Annotated in this window: 14 protein-coding genes; 10 read left to right on the top strand and 4 right to left on the bottom strand. The window is 50.3% G+C overall.

Features of this window, described 5'->3' with window-relative positions:
- Positions 1-7 precede the first annotated feature (7 nt).
- The 3 genes from AC23NW_RS30940 (at position 8) to nagA (ending at position 3,200) form a co-directional block, all read left to right on the top strand.
- Positions 8-883 carry an aldo/keto reductase gene (locus AC23NW_RS30940; protein WP_293843575.1) on the top strand — a complete coding sequence of 292 codons (876 nt, stop codon included), beginning with the start codon at positions 8-10 and terminating at the stop codon, positions 881-883.
- A gap of 351 nt (positions 884-1,234) precedes the next feature.
- Positions 1,235-2,029, top strand: a complete 795-nt coding sequence (locus tag AC23NW_RS30935; RefSeq protein ID WP_487454392.1) for a shikimate dehydrogenase family protein — start codon at positions 1,235-1,237, stop codon at positions 2,027-2,029.
- Positions 2,030-2,033: 4 nt separating this feature from the next.
- The gene (nagA, locus tag AC23NW_RS30930) at positions 2,034-3,200 is read left to right on the top strand and encodes an N-acetylglucosamine-6-phosphate deacetylase (protein WP_487454391.1); all 1,167 of its coding nucleotides are present in this window, start codon (positions 2,034-2,036) and stop codon (positions 3,198-3,200) included.
- A gap of 57 nt (positions 3,201-3,257) precedes the next feature.
- Here the strand turns inward: nagA and ribD are convergent, their stop codons facing one another.
- Together ribD and AC23NW_RS30920 are read right to left on the bottom strand one after the other, a co-directional pair.
- Positions 3,258-4,319 carry a bifunctional diaminohydroxyphosphoribosylaminopyrimidine deaminase/5-amino-6-(5-phosphoribosylamino)uracil reductase RibD gene (gene ribD / locus AC23NW_RS30925; protein WP_487454390.1) on the bottom strand — a complete coding sequence of 354 codons (1,062 nt, stop codon included), beginning with the start codon at positions 4,317-4,319 and terminating at the stop codon, positions 3,258-3,260.
- 24 nt (positions 4,320-4,343) lie between these two features.
- Positions 4,344-5,876 carry a P-loop NTPase family protein gene (locus tag AC23NW_RS30920; RefSeq protein ID WP_487454388.1) on the bottom strand — a complete coding sequence of 511 codons (1,533 nt, stop codon included), beginning with the start codon at positions 5,874-5,876 and terminating at the stop codon, positions 4,344-4,346.
- Between the two features lie 277 nt (positions 5,877-6,153).
- On the opposite strand from AC23NW_RS30920, the gene AC23NW_RS30915 reads away from it, so the two are divergent.
- Positions 6,154-6,849 (top strand): head GIN domain-containing protein, encoded by a 696-nt coding sequence (locus tag AC23NW_RS30915; RefSeq protein ID WP_487454386.1) that lies wholly within the window; start codon positions 6,154-6,156, stop codon positions 6,847-6,849.
- A gap of 208 nt (positions 6,850-7,057) precedes the next feature.
- On the top strand, positions 7,058-8,146 hold the full coding sequence (locus AC23NW_RS30910; RefSeq protein ID WP_487454385.1) for an endonuclease/exonuclease/phosphatase family protein: 1,089 nt from the start codon (positions 7,058-7,060) through the stop codon (positions 8,144-8,146).
- 199 nt (positions 8,147-8,345) lie between these two features.
- Here the strand turns inward: AC23NW_RS30910 and AC23NW_RS30905 are convergent, their stop codons facing one another.
- A complete protein-coding gene (locus AC23NW_RS30905) occupies positions 8,346-8,507 on the bottom strand; it encodes a lmo0937 family membrane protein (RefSeq protein ID WP_293843563.1) in 162 nt (53 codons plus the stop codon).
- A 510-nt stretch (positions 8,508-9,017) separates the two neighbouring features.
- On the opposite strand from AC23NW_RS30905, the gene AC23NW_RS30900 reads away from it, so the two are divergent.
- Positions 9,018-9,383, top strand: a complete 366-nt coding sequence (locus AC23NW_RS30900) for a response regulator (RefSeq protein WP_293843562.1) — start codon at positions 9,018-9,020, stop codon at positions 9,381-9,383.
- 236 nt (positions 9,384-9,619) lie between these two features.
- Positions 9,620-11,098 (top strand): sigma-54-dependent transcriptional regulator, encoded by a 1,479-nt coding sequence (locus AC23NW_RS30895; RefSeq protein ID WP_487454382.1) that lies wholly within the window; start codon positions 9,620-9,622, stop codon positions 11,096-11,098.
- Between the two features lie 97 nt (positions 11,099-11,195).
- Here AC23NW_RS30895 and AC23NW_RS30890 read toward each other — a convergent pair whose 3' ends face one another.
- On the bottom strand, positions 11,196-11,813 hold the full coding sequence (locus AC23NW_RS30890) for a porin family protein (protein ID WP_487454440.1): 618 nt from the start codon (positions 11,811-11,813) through the stop codon (positions 11,196-11,198).
- A 254-nt stretch (positions 11,814-12,067) separates the two neighbouring features.
- On the opposite strand from AC23NW_RS30890, the gene AC23NW_RS30885 reads away from it, so the two are divergent.
- The 3 genes from AC23NW_RS30885 to AC23NW_RS30875 all read left to right on the top strand — a co-directional run bounded on the left by AC23NW_RS30885 (position 12,068) and on the right by AC23NW_RS30875 (position 16,022).
- Positions 12,068-13,960, top strand: a complete 1,893-nt coding sequence (locus AC23NW_RS30885; RefSeq protein WP_487454380.1) for a sensor histidine kinase — start codon at positions 12,068-12,070, stop codon at positions 13,958-13,960.
- A 69-nt stretch (positions 13,961-14,029) separates the two neighbouring features.
- Positions 14,030-14,452 (top strand): response regulator, encoded by a 423-nt coding sequence (locus AC23NW_RS30880; protein ID WP_293844687.1) that lies wholly within the window; start codon positions 14,030-14,032, stop codon positions 14,450-14,452.
- Between the two features lie 88 nt (positions 14,453-14,540).
- Entirely contained in the window at positions 14,541-16,022 is a 1,482-nt protein-coding gene (locus AC23NW_RS30875) for a two-component system sensor histidine kinase NtrB (protein WP_487454378.1), read from the top strand.
- Positions 16,023-16,039 lie beyond the last annotated feature (17 nt).

Here is a 16,039-nt window from a genome sequence, read left to right as displayed (position 1 = left end):
TAGACTCATGAAAAAAGTATATTTAAGCGATTCCGGCCCGAAAGTAACCGAAGCGATCTATGGCTTCTGGCGCTGGGAAGATAAAGGTGCTGAAACGGTCGGCACCATGGAACGAGTCGTTAACCTGTGCCTCGAACTGGGTATCAATACCTTCGACCATGCCGATAACTACGGAAATGGTGCCATAGAAGGTTATTTCGGCCAGGTCATTAAGCAGAAGTCAATCCGTCGGGAAGACCTTGTGCTCTTCAGTAAGTGCGGTGTCCGGACGTCGGCAGCGGGTTTTACGTATTACGACAATACCCGCGAATACATCACCAAAAGCGTTGAAAATTCACTGCGTAACCTGCAGACGGATTACCTGGATATATTTCTGCTGAATCATCTGGATATGCTGAGCAATCCGGAAGAAACGGCGCATGTGCTGACGGAGATGGTGAATGCCGGAAAAATCCGTCATTTGGGGGTAAGCAACTTTTCGGTATTTCAGCACCAGCTGCTGGAGTCGAGTCTGCTGCAACCGATTGTGACTAACCACATTGAGCTGAATCTGGTAAATACATCGGCCCTCGAAGACGGCCGGATTGACTTCATCAAGCAGCGTTTCAGCAAACCACTCGCATGGGCTCCGCTGGCCGGTGGCCGTATTCTGAGCGGTAACGACCATAAAGCGGTACTGCTGCGGACAAAGCTGGAAGAAATCGGTCAGAAGCACAATGCGAACGTCGAGCAGATTGCGGTGGCCTGGCTGTATCAGCTTGGTACCTTGCCGATCATTGGTTCTTTGTCGGAGCAGCGTATCCGCAACGCCGTAAACGCGGCTGATATTAAGCTGTCGCACGAAGACTGGTACATGCTCTACGATCTGACCATGCTGAAATAATAACGTCTCATACAGAGTATTCAATGGCCTGTTTGTCTGCTTATGCACGACGGACAGGCCGTTTTGTTATAAAAGAAGAGCTGTAAATGGATTTAAAAATGCTTACCACATAGACACATAGAGCACATAAGAGAAACTATGTTTTCTATGTGCCTATGTGGTTAAAAGAGGTAGATCAGGTTTGGAGAAACGCCACAAGTTGAACGCTCATGTGTAAAATCAGCCATGATTATCCACCATCATTTTTCGTGAAACGAATTGGATGTGTTAGGGTAAAAGATTCACTGTTCTCCTTGTTAATACTGGCAAAAGCAGATAATCTTGCCGGAAATTTAACCGGTACACACGCGTATGACACGTTTCGGCCTGATTGGTTTTCCGCTGACCCATTCGTTTTCCCAAAAATATTTTACCGAAAAATTCGCCCGCGAAGGCATCACCGGCTGCCGCTACGACCTGTTCGAAATGCCGGACGTGGCAACAGCGCTGCCCGAACTGCTGGACTTGCCCAACCTGCGTGGTCTCAACGTAACCATCCCGCATAAACAAGCCGTGTTGCCATTTCTGACCCGGCTCGATGCATCAGCCGAAAAAGTAGGCGCGGTGAACGTCATCCGGCTTGAGGACGACGGCTCCCGAACCGGCTTTAATTCGGACTATTACGGTTTCCGCCAATCGCTGGAAGCGTGGATGGGCTTGGAGCATAGGGCGGAGAGCATAGGGCAGGGGGTGGCACACGCTAAGCCCTATGCTCTCCGCTCTCCGCTTCAAGCTCTGGTTCTTGGCACGGGTGGTGCGTCGAAGGCGGTCGTGGCGGCACTGACGGATTTGGGCATCAGCCACAAAATGGTGTCGCGTACCAAAACGGCTGATAACCTGACGTATAGTGAATTGCCGGCAGTCATTGCGCAGTATCAACTGATTGTCAACTGCTCGCCGGTAGGAACTTATCCGAACGTTGATGCCGCGCCGGAATTACCGTATGAGCAGCTGACGGACCGGCACTGGTTGTATGATCTGGTATATAATCCGGCCGAAACGCTTTTTATGAAGAAGGGCCTTGCGCAGGGAGCACACGTCATGAACGGACTGGAAATGCTGATTCTGCAAGCCGAGAAAGCCTGGGAAATCTGGCAAACTAACTAATACGATGATTTTTACGAATACCACGGTTTTTACCGGGAATGATTTAGTATCTAATGTCTTCGTCCGCGTAGCCGATGGCCGGATTACCGAAGTGGCTCCCATACCGGTCGACGGACTAGTTGTTGAGGAGGGTGAAGACGTGGTTGATCTACAGGGTGATTACCTCGTGCCGGGCTTTGTTGACCTTCAGCTCTACGGCGGGGCGGAGACTTTCCTGAACGAATCGCCGACGGCAGACACCGTACGGCATATCCTGGATACACACCGTTCGGCGGGTACTACATCGGTGGTACCCACGCTTTACTCAACGTCGCATGATGTCATTCTGCGGGCGATTGAGGCAGTGCGGGAAGTGCAGGCCGAAGAGCCGTTCGGCGTGTTGGGGCTGCATGTTGAAGGCCCGTACATCAACCCCGTTAAACGCGGTGCCCACAGCGCAAATTACGTGCGGCAACCCGATGAAGACGAGCTGGACGAACTGTTTGATAAGGGTGAGGGGGTTATCAAAATCATCACCATTGCAACAGAAGTTTTTGACGAAATGCAGTTGCTGCATATTCAGACCTACAAGCCTGAAGGATGTCTGCTGTCCCTGGGTCACAGCAATGCAACGTACGAAGAAGCAACGAGTGCCTTTACGGCCGGTATCCCGCTGGCTACGCACTTGTTCAACGCCATGCGTGGGTTTGAGAGCCGTGAGCCAGGCGTTGTCGGGGCTGTTTTCGACCATCCGACGGTTCGTGCGAGCCTCATTGCCGATAGTTTTCACTGTGATCCGGTAGCGATCCGGGTGGCGCACAAACAACTGGGCGACCGTCTGTTCCTGATTTCTGACGCGACTTTTGCCAGTCCGGGCAATCCGGCAGGCCCCCGCGCCAGTCTGGATTTTGAAGATTTTATCATCCGGTACGAGCAGGTAGAGCCTGGCCTCGGACGATATACCAACCAGGAGGGTAAACTGGCCGGTTCGTCGATTACGCTCTTGGATGCGGTAAAGGTCTGTGTCGAAAAGGCACGGCTACCGTTAATGGATGTTTTACGCATGGCCTCGACCACGCCGGCCGAAATCATTGGGATGGGCCATCAGCTGGGCAAAATTGCACCGGGCTACATGGCCAACCTCGTGCAGATCGACGCGAATCTGGGAATAAAAGGCGTCTGGGCCGTGTAACGATTGCTGGTTATTGGTGGCACGACCGAGTGTCAAAGTCGTGTCACCAATATTCGTCTACAAGGGCTTAACCAGCGTCCACAACTCATCGTCGCCGACCGGTTCGCGGCTGAGCAGCGTACCTTGTATAGTCGGGGCCTTAATGCCGCCGCCCAGCAGGTTCGGCGACCGGAAAACCCGCATCTCATCCCACAGACCGGCATAGAGCAACGAATTCAGCAGCGTGGTGCCGCCTTCAACCAATACCGATTGAACCTTCCGTTTGTATAGGTCAGCCAGTAGCTGCGGCAGAAATTCCTGATCCGGATTGAGTACAATAACCTCGCCCTGCCGGATATCCTGTGGTTGTGTCAATGCGTAGATCAGTGTCGGCTGCGAACCATCAAACAGGTGCAGTGTTGCCGGCAACGTGCCGTTTTTATCGATTACAATCCGGACAGGCTGTTGTTCGGGTTGGGCAGGCCACAGGCGTACGTTGAGCCGTGGGTTATCGTGCCGTGCCGTATTCGTGCCAACCATAATGGCATCTTCTTCCGTACGCCAGCGATGCACAAACCGCTGCGCCATCGGCCCCGAAATCTGCACTTGCCGGAAGTCAGGGCCAGCTAGATAACCATCGGCAGTCTCGGCCCATTTGAGCAGAATAAAGGGTCTTTGCTGCTCCATCACCGTAAAGAAACGGGCATTTAACCGGCGCCCCTGTTCGGCCAGCACGCCGGTCATCACCTCAATACCGGCATCGCGGAGTTTCTGAAAGCCTTTACCGGCCACCAGCGGGTTCGGGTCGTCGTTGCAGCAGATAACGCGCTTAACCCGCTTGCTGATCAGCAGATCGGCGCAGGGCGGTGTTTTGCCGAAATGAGAGCAGGGCTCAAGCGTTACGTATACCGTCGATTCGGGCAGCAGTGCTTCGTCTGCCGACGCCACCGACCGGACCGCGTTTACCTCAGCATGCCAGCTGCCGTATTGCCGGTGCCAGCCTTCGCCGATAATCCGTGGCTCCTGTCCCGGCGCTTCGTAAACGATAACACAGCCCACCATCGGGTTGGGGCTAACAAAACCGCGCCCGAGAGCGGCTAACTCAAGGGCGCGGAGCATAAACTGTTCGTGTATTGTCATCCGGCAATTGCCAATGGCCGATTATCAGTACTTATCATCATCATCGTCGTCATCGTCCTGGCCGAAGGCGCTGTCGGGGTTAAACATCGACCCCAGCAAATCCTTAAACTGAAGGCCGGTATCGAGTGCCTTTTTACCAATAAGCGAGTGCTCGGCAATGCCGTGCAGGGCAAACTCCATCATGAAGAGCTTTTCGGTTTTGGTCAGGCGCGGCATCAGGTCATCGACCAGATCGTCAAGGCCGTCGATGGTACGCAGACGGGCTTCATAATCGCGGTTCGGCAGATCACTCAGGATATCCATGGTGTTGCCGTCGCTGAACCAGTCCGTGATTTTCTTGTACGGGTTGCCGCGTTTGTCCTTTTTGGCTTTCTCCGGATTCGGGAAGTACTGCAGAAACTGGTTCCGGATGGCTTTTCCGATCAGGCTTTGTGCCACAATGACCGGCCCCTCTACTTCGCCTTCATAAACCAGCTCGACCTTACCGCAAATCGCCGGTACCACACCATAGAGATCCGATACGCGGACATAGGTTTCCTTTTCACCGTTGATCAGTGCACGCCGTTCGGCAGCCGACACCAGGTTTTCAAAAGCCGAAATGGTCATACGGGCCGATACGCCGCTTTTGGCATCAACGTATTCACTCTCACGGGCTTCAATCGCCACCTGTTCGATCAGATCAGCCACGAGGTCATTGGTTTTCACCATGCCTTTCTGCTCGGTCTTGATGATGGCTTCCTGCTGCGTAATTTTCCGCCCGATCTCAATCGACTTCGGATAGTGCGTCACAATCTGGCTGTCGATCCGGTCTTTCAGCGGCGTTACAATACTGCCACGATTGGTATAGTCTTCCGGGTTGGCCGTAAAGACAAACTGAATATCCAGCGGTAACCGGAGCTTAAACCCGCGAATCTGAATATCGCCTTCCTGAAGGATATTAAACAGCGACACCTGAATACGGGCCTGTAAGTCAGGTAACTCGTTGATAACGAACAGGCAACGGTGCGAGCGCGGAATCAGGCCGAAGTGGATGGTCCGTTCGTCTGAATAAGGCAGCTTCAGAGTCGCGGCTTTAATCGGGTCAACGTCACCGATAAGGTCAGCCACCGATACGTCAGGAGTTGCCAGTTTTTCGGTGTACCGGTCGTTCCGGTGCATCCACGAAACAGGCGTCTCATCGCCTTTTTCGGCAATCAGATCGTGTGCAAAACGCGAGAGCGGCTGCAGCGGATCATCGTTTAACTCAGAACCGTCGACCACGGGAATGTATTCATCGAGCAGGTTAATCATCAGCCGGGCAATCCGCGTTTTGGCTTGCCCGCGCAGACCCAGCAGGTTGATGTGGTGCATCGACAAAATGGCGCGTTCTACATCCGGAATAACGGTCTCTTCGTATCCCCAGATGCCCGGGAAGACAGCTTCCTTACGCTTTATTTTTTCGATCAGGTTGTCTCTGAGTTCCTGTTTAATCGAGCGAGGCTGATAGCCTGCTGCTTTCAATTCACCAAGGGTGTTGATTTTGAGAAGTTCTTTTGCTTTCAGGCTTCGGTAGCTCATGCGTTTAAAGATAGTCAACTACCTAACAGTGATTTTCCGGAAATGGTTTTCTGTACGCCCGGGGCGCTGAAATATGTACTTTATCGGCGTATACGGCCATCTGTTGATACATTGCAACCGTTTGTGGAAAATGGTGACGCCGGTCTTCCTGAACCGCTTTCTTTGTAAGGGCATAGACCAACACCCGCTCTGTACCGGTTGTTTTTTGCCTGGATACGTCAGAAGAACGATAGTTTTTATAAATTGCTCAAACACAGATACTAAACCCGATACGAACATGAAAAGGACCGCTTTATCCGTATGCCTGCTACTGGCCGGTTTTTCAGTAATGGCGCAAAGCTGGAAGTCAAGTCAGCACATTTCCGGTATCAACGGCTTGCAGGTAAGCCACGGTATTGACGTGTATTTGAGTCAGGGAAACCGCGAAAGCCTGAGTATTGAAGCTAAAGGATTTGATAAGGACGAAGTAAAAGTAGAGACTCGGAACGGCGTGCTGCGTCTGTCGACTGACCGGTCGTGGGGCTTCAACTGGGGCCGCGACCGGTATGTAAAAGTGTATCTGACGTTTAAACAGCTAAACAATATCCGCACCTCGGGCGGGGCCGACCTGTTTTCAGAAGGTACGTTGTCGTTCGATAATCTGTCGATTGACGCATCCGGCGGTTCAGACGTAAAACTTGATCTGAAGGCTGACCGGCTTGTCGTCGATATTTCGGGCGGTGCCGATGCTAAACTGCGCGGCTCAGCCAAAGTACTTACGGCCGAAAGCTCCGGTGGTGCTGATCTGGATGCGCGGCAGCTGACCTCCGAAATCTGTATGGTAAGCGCCAGCGGCGGCTCCGATGCCTATGTTCAGGCCACGAAGGAAATTAAAATGCGGGCTTCCGGCGGCAGTGATATTTACTACTATGGTTCACCAAAGGTAATTTCAAAAAGCGAATCGGGTGGGGGAGACATCACCCGGCGTGACTAAGGTTGAAAAACATCCGCAGTATGGGCATCCGATAATTGAACAAGACAACCGACCGGCTGTGAACCGGTTTCAAAAGCAGGCCATTAAAGCCGTGCCTAACTGGCGCGGCTTTTACATTTCCGCGGAATGTTGCTAACTTTTTAAGCCAAAAGCCTTCTTCTGTGGTTAGGGACAATGAAGTGTACCATCATTCCTGAACAATACGATTATGCCTTACGTTGACGTCGCACTGGCACTGTATGCCGGTTTTGTGATCTTCGGGTCTTTTGCGCACCTGATCCGGCTGGATTATTGGTGGATCCGTATCTGGGACTTTCCACATCTGCAGCTGGCCATTATGGGACTTATCGGCCTTGCCGCTTATTTGGCAGAGGGCTATGCCGGACAGTGGGGCGGGCTCTGGATACCGGTTGGGCTGGTTGCCGGACTGGGCTACCAGAGCTGGCTGATCTATCCGTATACCCCGCTGAAACCGGTACAGGTGCCGCGTTTTAAACGTATAAAGCAGGAAAAAGAGCGTGTAGAAGCCAACAGTATCCGGATTCTGACGGCCAATGTGTACATGTATAACACGCACATGCCGGAAGTTAAATCGCTGGTAAAGCGCTACGAACCGGATATACTGATGGTACTGGAGGCAAATAATGCATGGAAGCAGGCGCTTGATTCTATCGAAGAGCAGTATCCCTACCGCATCCTGATGCCGCTGGAAAACACGTATGGTATGCTGTTTTATTCAAAGCTACCCATCCGGAACGATGAGCTTCGTTTTCTGATTCAGGAAGATATTCCGTCAATTTATACGCAGGTACAGTTGCCGTCGGGTGTGTGGGTGAATTTTTACGGGGTACACCCGATGCCGCCCAGCCCGACCGAACACTACCGGTCAACGGAGCGCGATGCCGAGCTGGTACTGGTAGGGCGGGAGGCCCGGAAAAAGGCAGGCGCCGTTATTGTGGCCGGTGATCTGAATGATGTGGCCTGGTCACATACTACCCGACTGTTCCAGCGGCTCAGCGGCCTGTTCGATCCGCGCATCGGGCGGGGACTCTACAGTACGTTTCACGCCCGCTATTTTTTCATCCGGTGGCCGCTCGACCATATTTTCGTGTCGCACCATTTCCAGCTATTATCTCTGAAAAAGCTGCCTAACTGTGGGTCGGACCATTTCCCGATTCTGGCTACATTTATGTATGCACCTGATCCGGCCCGTGCGGCAGACCGGCCTGAACCCGAGGGAGATGATCTGGAAGAAGCGCAGGAGAAAGTTGAAAAGGCCCGTGAAGCTGAAGACTAATCTATACCCGTCAGGTACTGTAGCCGGTACCTGGCGGGTATAAACAAAAATCCCCGGGCTCAATGATGGCCCGGGGATTTTGTACCCACCGTAACTTGTACTTAACCTAAAATGAAACCACCTAAAATTGTTTGTACCACTAAAAAAGGTACCGCTATCTTGTTGATTGCCAAGGCAATCTATAGCATTAAGTTCTTTTTCAAACCCCTCGCCCGCGGATTAACCGAAGTAGCACCACGACAATCGCAATCACCAGCAGCACATGTATTAGATTTCCTAATCCAAACCCGCCAAAGCCAAAATACCCCAGCAGCCAAATGATGATCAGTATCACAGCGATTGTATACAAGAGGTTTCCCATAACGTTAACGTTGTTGAGTAAATCAGACTGACGTTGAGTAAATCAGTTTTGGGGTAAGTTCTACCACTCTGTCTCGCTTACAAAGACACATGTAGAAAAAGTTATGCCAACAATAGCCAATAGAGAAGAATTATAGGATATAGAGGGCTAAATACCTTGTAAATCAAACAAAAAGGGCCAAAAAAAATAAATAGTAACCAAATCATACAGCGGGTTTACCCGGCAAGAGTGTAGAAAAAAATCCACATGTGTAGAAACTAAAGTGTGGAGAATCGACGCGGTTGGGGTTTGTTTAATAAAACTTAAACAAGCATAAAGAATATAAAATTATGGCTAACTAGCTAGTATATTGGCATTTAGAAGCGATCAGGTGCTTTTTTTATGTGTACTTACATATTTAGGCACATTATTTAATAACACTATAACGAAGTACCGTAAAATATATGGCTTGTGGAGAGGACAATGGGAATAGGCGCGGGACAGCAATTTAGACCAGCCGTTGTAAGTAATATGAACACCGTAAAACGCGTCCTGATCGTCGATGATGAGGCTGATATTTGTTTATTATTATCAGGCTTACTCCGTCGGATGGGGTATCAGGCAACTTGTGCACATTTTTTAGAAGAAGGGCGTCGCTGCCTTCGGACACAGGATTTTGATGCTGTGTTTCTGGATCTTAACCTGCCCGACGGGCTTGGCTTTGATCTGCTGCCCAACATAAAAGGAACGCATAATGAAACAAAAGTCATTATGATCAGCGCTTTTGACGGGCTTGCAGAAAGAAGACGGGCATCCGAGCAGGGGGCCGACTTTTTTATCGGTAAACCTTTCACACGTAAAACTGTGGAAACTGCTTTACAATCCCTCCAGGTTTAAGTATTTTTGTTTGGCATGTTTAGCGTGAAAAACAGAATCAGGCGAGCCCGTAACGACGCTGATCAATGGCATCATTGGTCCGGTAATGTTATTACGATCCCACGGTACGTACCCTTTCCCCTCATCTGAAGTCCTGCCGGGCAACTGAACGTGGTAAGCGAACGAATCGGAGGTGTGATCGCCGAATGATTTTCAGGAAAAACGTCTTCCACTTCATACCCATCATCACCCATAACATGGAGCGTATTTTAATTATAGACGATAATAGCGACATCTGCTTATTACTTGAGCGGTTTCTGAGCAAGCAGGGTTACAAGACGGCTTCTGCTCTTAAAGGCGAAGACGGCCTTACTTTGCTGCGTAAAGACACATACGGGCTCGTTATCTGCGATTTTAAACTACCCGATATTGATGGCCTTGAAATGCTCCGGCGTATCAAGGTACTGAATCCGGCAACCGCCGTCATTATCATTACCGGCTATTCCGATGTCAGAATTGCGGTACAGGCCGTAAAATACGGTGCTTTCGATTATGTTACGAAACCACTGTATCCCGACGAAATTCTGTATACGATAAAAGGTGCTTTTGAGCGCCGTGCCCAGATGCTGGCACAACCTGCTGCACCGGCAGCTGCGCCGGCGTCCTCTTCGTCTGCGCCAGCGGGAAAATCGGTTGGCCGGCCCGCTAAAACAGCCTCGCTTGCGCCGAATGGCAAACGCTTCATTTTCGGTAAAAGCAAAGCCGCTGAACAGCTCCAGAAACATATTGAGTTGATTGCGCCGACAAATATGTCGGTCATTATCACCGGCGAAACCGGTACGGGTAAGGAATTTGTTGCTAATGCCATTCACCTCCGGAGTAAACGCGGCGACAAACCGTTTGTGGCAATTGACTGCGGTGCTTTGTCTAAAGAGCTGGCAGGTAGTGAGTTATTCGGCCATACGAAAGGCGCTTTTACCGGTGCCCTGAATGATAAAGCCGGTAGCTTTGAGTTTGCCAATGGCGGTACGCTGTTCCTCGACGAGATCGGTAACCTTTCTTACGATAACCAGATCAAGCTGCTGCGTGTCCTTCATGAGCGGAAAATCCGCCGGATAGGTAGTAATCAGGATATTTCGGTCGATGTCCGTATTATCTGTGCAACCAATGAAGACCTGCGCGACGCTGTTCGTCAGGGCCGGTTCCGGGAAGATATTTTTCACCGGCTGGATGAATTCCGTATTGAGCTGACACCTTTACGGGAACGCCGGAGTGACATCATGATTTTTGCTGATCACTTCCTTGAGCTCGCAAACAACCAGCTCGAAAAGGATGTCAAAGGGTTTGAAGATGAAGCCCGTGAAAAGCTGAAAGAGTATTATTGGCATGGTAACCTGCGTGAACTCCAGAACGTTATCAAACGTGCAGTGCTGCTGACTCAGGGTGATTATGTACTGGTAGAGGCCTTGCCGCACGAAATAGTGCATCCGACCTATCTGGTACCTGAGGAGCCTGTTATGCAGATGCCCCAACTGGTTGATACACTGCGTCCGGGAACATCTGTTATTACTCAGCCGGCCAGTAACCTGAAATCTGTTTCTGAAAATGCTGAACGGGCCGCAATTCTGAAAGTTCTTGAGAAAACAGGGTACAATAAAACAAAGGCTGCCGAAGTACTGAATATTGACCGCAAAACCCTCTATAATAAGTTGAAGGCATACGATATACATCTTTAGAATGAATAATTGACAATGAATAATGTATAATGAGAGTTTGCAGTGAATAGACTGACAAGCAGTATTATACATTATTCATTGACGCATTATCCGTTCCCTAATTCAGGCTTACCCCGAGAGAGATCATGCCGACGCCGTTCTTTGCGTTGCCCAGAATAGCGCGTGAGGCGTCTGAATTAGCAATCCGCTGAAGACCCTGGCCGTAACGTACGCCCAGAAATGCTTTTCCGAAATAAATATTCAGGCCGCCCGCTACTCCATAATCGAATTTGTTGAAAGCATCGCGGTTCAGCGTAGCAGTTCCGCTTCCGAAATCGCCGTTAGTGCTGACGTCCGAGTTAACCAGATAAGACGCGTAAGGACCTGCCTGTAACTCTACCGTGTTGCCGAGTTTAAATGTTGCCAGTACCGGCAGCTCGGCATAATTCATCCGGAACGTGTTACGGCCTGTGAAGCCTAAAACATTATAATTGGCCGAAGCACCTTTTGTGGTATACAACAGTTCGGGTTGAATGGCAAAGAATTCGCCGGCCGGAATCTGCGCAAATACACCGGCATGGAAGCCATAGCGTTCTTTCCGGTCATTTGCATTTGCGTTATCGTAGTACAGCGTACTGGCGTTAAAACCGCCTTTAATACCCGCACGGACTTTAGTTGTTGATTGTGCCTGCGTTTCCTGCACGGCCTGTGTGCCGGCAAAAACAACGGCACTCATTAGTAAGGCTTTACTCCAGTTTGTAGCCATTTTGGTGAGAAGTTTTATAGTTTTGAACTAATTCGCTGTCAGCCTTCCCTGTTGCAAATTCGTGCCAGAAACACATGCAGATGCCGGGTAGTTTACCGGAAGGTTTGATAGTCAGGGTTTTACTGATTTTGAAGTACCACTGATCTTTTAACAGACCGGACTGGGGCGGAATCTTTGGCGAGGAGCAGGTTCTACAGTTTGGGGAAGAACACTATCATTAGTGAATGAGTACGATAATGGTTTCCGAACAACAGGGCCTGCCGCTGGCACAGATGTTAGATTTATTACCGGACAGTGTGGTATACTACCAGGCTATCCGTTCTTCTGATAAGGAGCTTGTTGATTTTCAGCTGGTTTATTTTAATCAGCAACTGGCCGCTATGGCTGCAGGGCGCTACGAGGTATCCTTAGGCCTGCGGTTACTGGGCGACAATAAAATACATGAAGCCGAAATAAGGCCGCTTTTTGAACAATATAACGCCGTAATGGCCGGTGGTAAGCTTCTGGAGTACGACTATTTCGACCCTAACCTGCAGGGCTATTTTTCGCTGCGGATTAACAAGCTTAATGACGGCGTACTGGTAAGCAGCCGGTTGATCGACAAGACAGCCTCATTACAGATTGAGCAGCAGGCTACATTGCTCCGGAATGTACTGAACGGCTCAATTAACGGTATCATGGCCTACCGGAGTATCCGGAACGAAGCGGGTAAAATCGTTGATTTCGAATTACAGTCGGCCAACAAGGCCGCAGAAGAGATGCTTGGTCAGCAGGCGGGCGATATTGTCGGCAGAACATTACGCGAACTCTACCCCGAAGAAATTGAGATGGGGCTGTTTGACTGGTATTGTCAGGTGGTAGAGAGCGGTGAGCTAAAACGTACGCAGGCCCGCTATCATGAACCATTCGGCGTCCGCTGGCTTGATTTGTCAGCCAATCCGCTAGACGACGGTGTTGTAGTAACTTTTCTTGACATAACCAGTAGCCGCGGGGCTCAGGAGCAGATTGATAACCAAGCGAATCTGTTCCGGACAATGTCGCAGAGTGTTCCTGATCTGGGGGTCCTGGTCTGTGACCGCGATTACCGTATTCTGTTTGCTAACGGAGATCTGCCGGACATCTTTCTGCCGGAAATCGGGCACTTGATCGGGCATACGCTGGAAGAAACGCTGCCGGCCGAAATGGCGGGTTATGTCCGGCAGAACTTTTCGGATGCCCTGGCTGGCCGCAGCCGTTACATGAACGAAGAAATCGCGGACCAGTATTATGAGGTATTTGTCGGGCCGGTCAACGATTCGGAAGACCGGACGGTAATGGCTGTTGCGACCCTGCGGAATATCACAGCCGTAAAGCGGGCTCATCAGCAGCTGGAAGCATCGGTAAATGAGCTGAAGCGATCAAACCAGAATCTGGAACAGTTTGCCTATGTGGCTTCGCATGATTTACAGGAGCCGCTGCGGAAAATCCAGTCATTCGGCGACGTATTGCGCGACCGGTACGAAGAAGCACTGGGTGATCAGGGAGCGGATCTGATCCGGCGGATGCAGAGTGCTGCCGGCCGGATGTCCGTGCTGATTCGTGACTTGCTGATGTATTCCCGGATTGCTTCGTATAAGGAAGCGTTCGGGCAAATTGATTTGAATCAGGTACTAACCGAAGTGAAAGATGATCTCGAGGCAATAATTACTGACAAAAAAGCAGTTATAAAGGCTGATCCCTTGCCAATAATACAGGGTTCAGCCTTGCAGTTACGGCAATTGTTTCAGAACTTGCTGTCAAATTCCTTGAAATTCAATAGAGCTAATGTACCGCCGGTGATTGAGATCAGAACACAAATCCGGAGTGGTTCCGGGCTTGTTTCCCTACCCGATTCTGATAAGAAAGCAAGTGCATATGCCGCGATAACGGTCTCAGACAACGGCATTGGCTTTGATCCGGCTCAGGCAGAACGAATCTTTCATGTTTTTCAACGATTACATGGTCGCAGTGAGTACAATGGAACGGGTATCGGCCTGGCGATTGTTCAGAAAGTAATCGAAAACCACCATGGTAGTATACAGGCTACGGCGGTGCCGGGCGAAGGCGCTACGTTTACTGTTGTCTTACCATGCCGGTAGCAGAGAATAGGGAGTACTAACGGATTAACTTGCTTTACAACAGTTATTTAAAGAAAACGCCATCACAATATGTTAATATTAATTGCTGACGACGATGCGGATGATCGTATGTTCCTGGAACAGGCACTCCGACAGAGTGGCTATACGCATGACATTCGCACAGTCGAAGATGGCGAAGATTTGCTGGAGTATCTCCGGCAGCACGGAAAATACCAGGGGCAGGAAACGCCCTGGCCAACCCTGCTGATTCTGGATCTGAATATGCCCCGGAAAAACGGTTTTCAGGCCCTCTCCGAAATTAAGGATGATCAGCGGCTGCGTCGTTTACCGGTGGTCGTCATGACAACATCGGCCGCCGATGAGGATGTGATTAAAACCTATAACCTCGGCGTTAATTCATTTATCACCAAACCGTTTAATTTTAACAGGCTTGTCGAAATTATCAGCGCACTGAAAGTTTACTGGCTCGAAACCGTAAAGCTGCCGAAATAGACGCGCACAATCTGAAGAACTCAACGTTACTGTATCGCCGCCACCGGGCTGCCGGACCATAAGTGATATGGTACATAGCTTACATACTATGAATCAACTGGAGTTAACACTGGACATGACGACCAAAAAAGACAAAATTAATGTCTTACTGGTCGAAGATGATGAGGATGATTATGTCTTGACCCGTACACTGGTGTCGTCGCGGGAAAATGCCAATATCCGCCTTGACTGGGTGGATAGCTATGCGGATGCACTGAAAGCTGTTTGTAACAACAAATACGACGTTTACCTTGTCGATTACCGGCTGGGTGAGTATACCGGTATTGACCTGATTCAGGAAGCGTTCCGCCACGGTTGCCATGCGCCGATGATTCTGCTGACAGGGCAGGATGATTTCAGCGTTGATCAGTCGGCGCTGGAGCTTGGTGCTGCCGATTATCTGGTGAAAGGCCGGATTGATGCGCAGGTACTTGGCCGCAGCATTCGTTATGCACTTAAGCAGGCGGAAACGCTGGCAGAGCTGTCGAAAAATGAGAATAAATACCGGACACTGTTCGAACGGTCGATGGATGCCATCTTTGTGATGGATAATAAAATGCAGTTCCGTGATGCGAACCCATCGGTGGAGCAGTTACTGGGCTATTCCAGAGAAGAGTTACAGCAGCTGAACCCGGCGCGGTTGTTTGTCGGTCTTGATTTTCTGCGGCAGTTACGCGTAACGGTCCGGGAATTCGGACAGATCAAGGATTTTGAAACAACGCTGATTAGTAAAAACGGGCGCCGGCGCGTCTGTCTGATTTCGGTATGGTCGGTTGAGGATGTATTGGGGCAAACGGACTGGTATCAGGGCATCGTCCGCGATATTACGGAGCAGAAACGGGCGCAACAGGAACTGATTATTGCCGAAAAGCTGAGTATGACCGGTAAAATTGCCCGCAGTATTGCCCACGAAGTACGCAATCCGCTGACCAACCTCAGTCTGGCGCTGGAGCAACTGAAAGAAGAACTGCCGTCGGACGATGAGTACCTGACGATGTATACCGACATCATCAACCGGAACGTTAACCGGATCGGTCAGCTCATTACGGAAATGCTCAATTCATCGAAACCGCGCGAACTCGACCGTAAAGCCCAGAGCCTGAACGATGTCGTACGGGATACAATTGAGCTCGTAGCAGACCGGCTTAAACTGAAGTCGATGCAGTTAATTACGGACTTTACCGAAGAAAACTGTACCGTAATGATTGACCGCGAACAGGTGAAAGTTGCGTTACTGAACGTGTTTATCAACGCTGTGGAGGCCATGGAGCAGAACAAAGGTGTTCTGACCATCCGGACGCGTTGCAGCGACGATGATGAGCTGGTTTGTGTTATGGTATCAGACAACGGAAGTGGCATTACTGAAGAAAACCGTAAGCGTCTGTTTGATCCGTTCTTCACCGGTAAATCGAGTGGTATGGGCCTCGGCCTGACCACTACGCAGAACATCGTAAACAGCCACCGCGGTACTATTGACGTTGAAAGTCAGCTTGGCGAAGGCACGACGTTTAAATTGTGTTTCCCGAAATAAACAATCCCAGACAGGAT

The sequence above is a fragment of the Arsenicibacter sp. R0_47 genome, assembly GCF_057652235.1.
The sequence above is the reverse complement of the archived record's forward strand: the minus strand, read 5'-3'. Positions and strand labels throughout refer to the sequence as shown.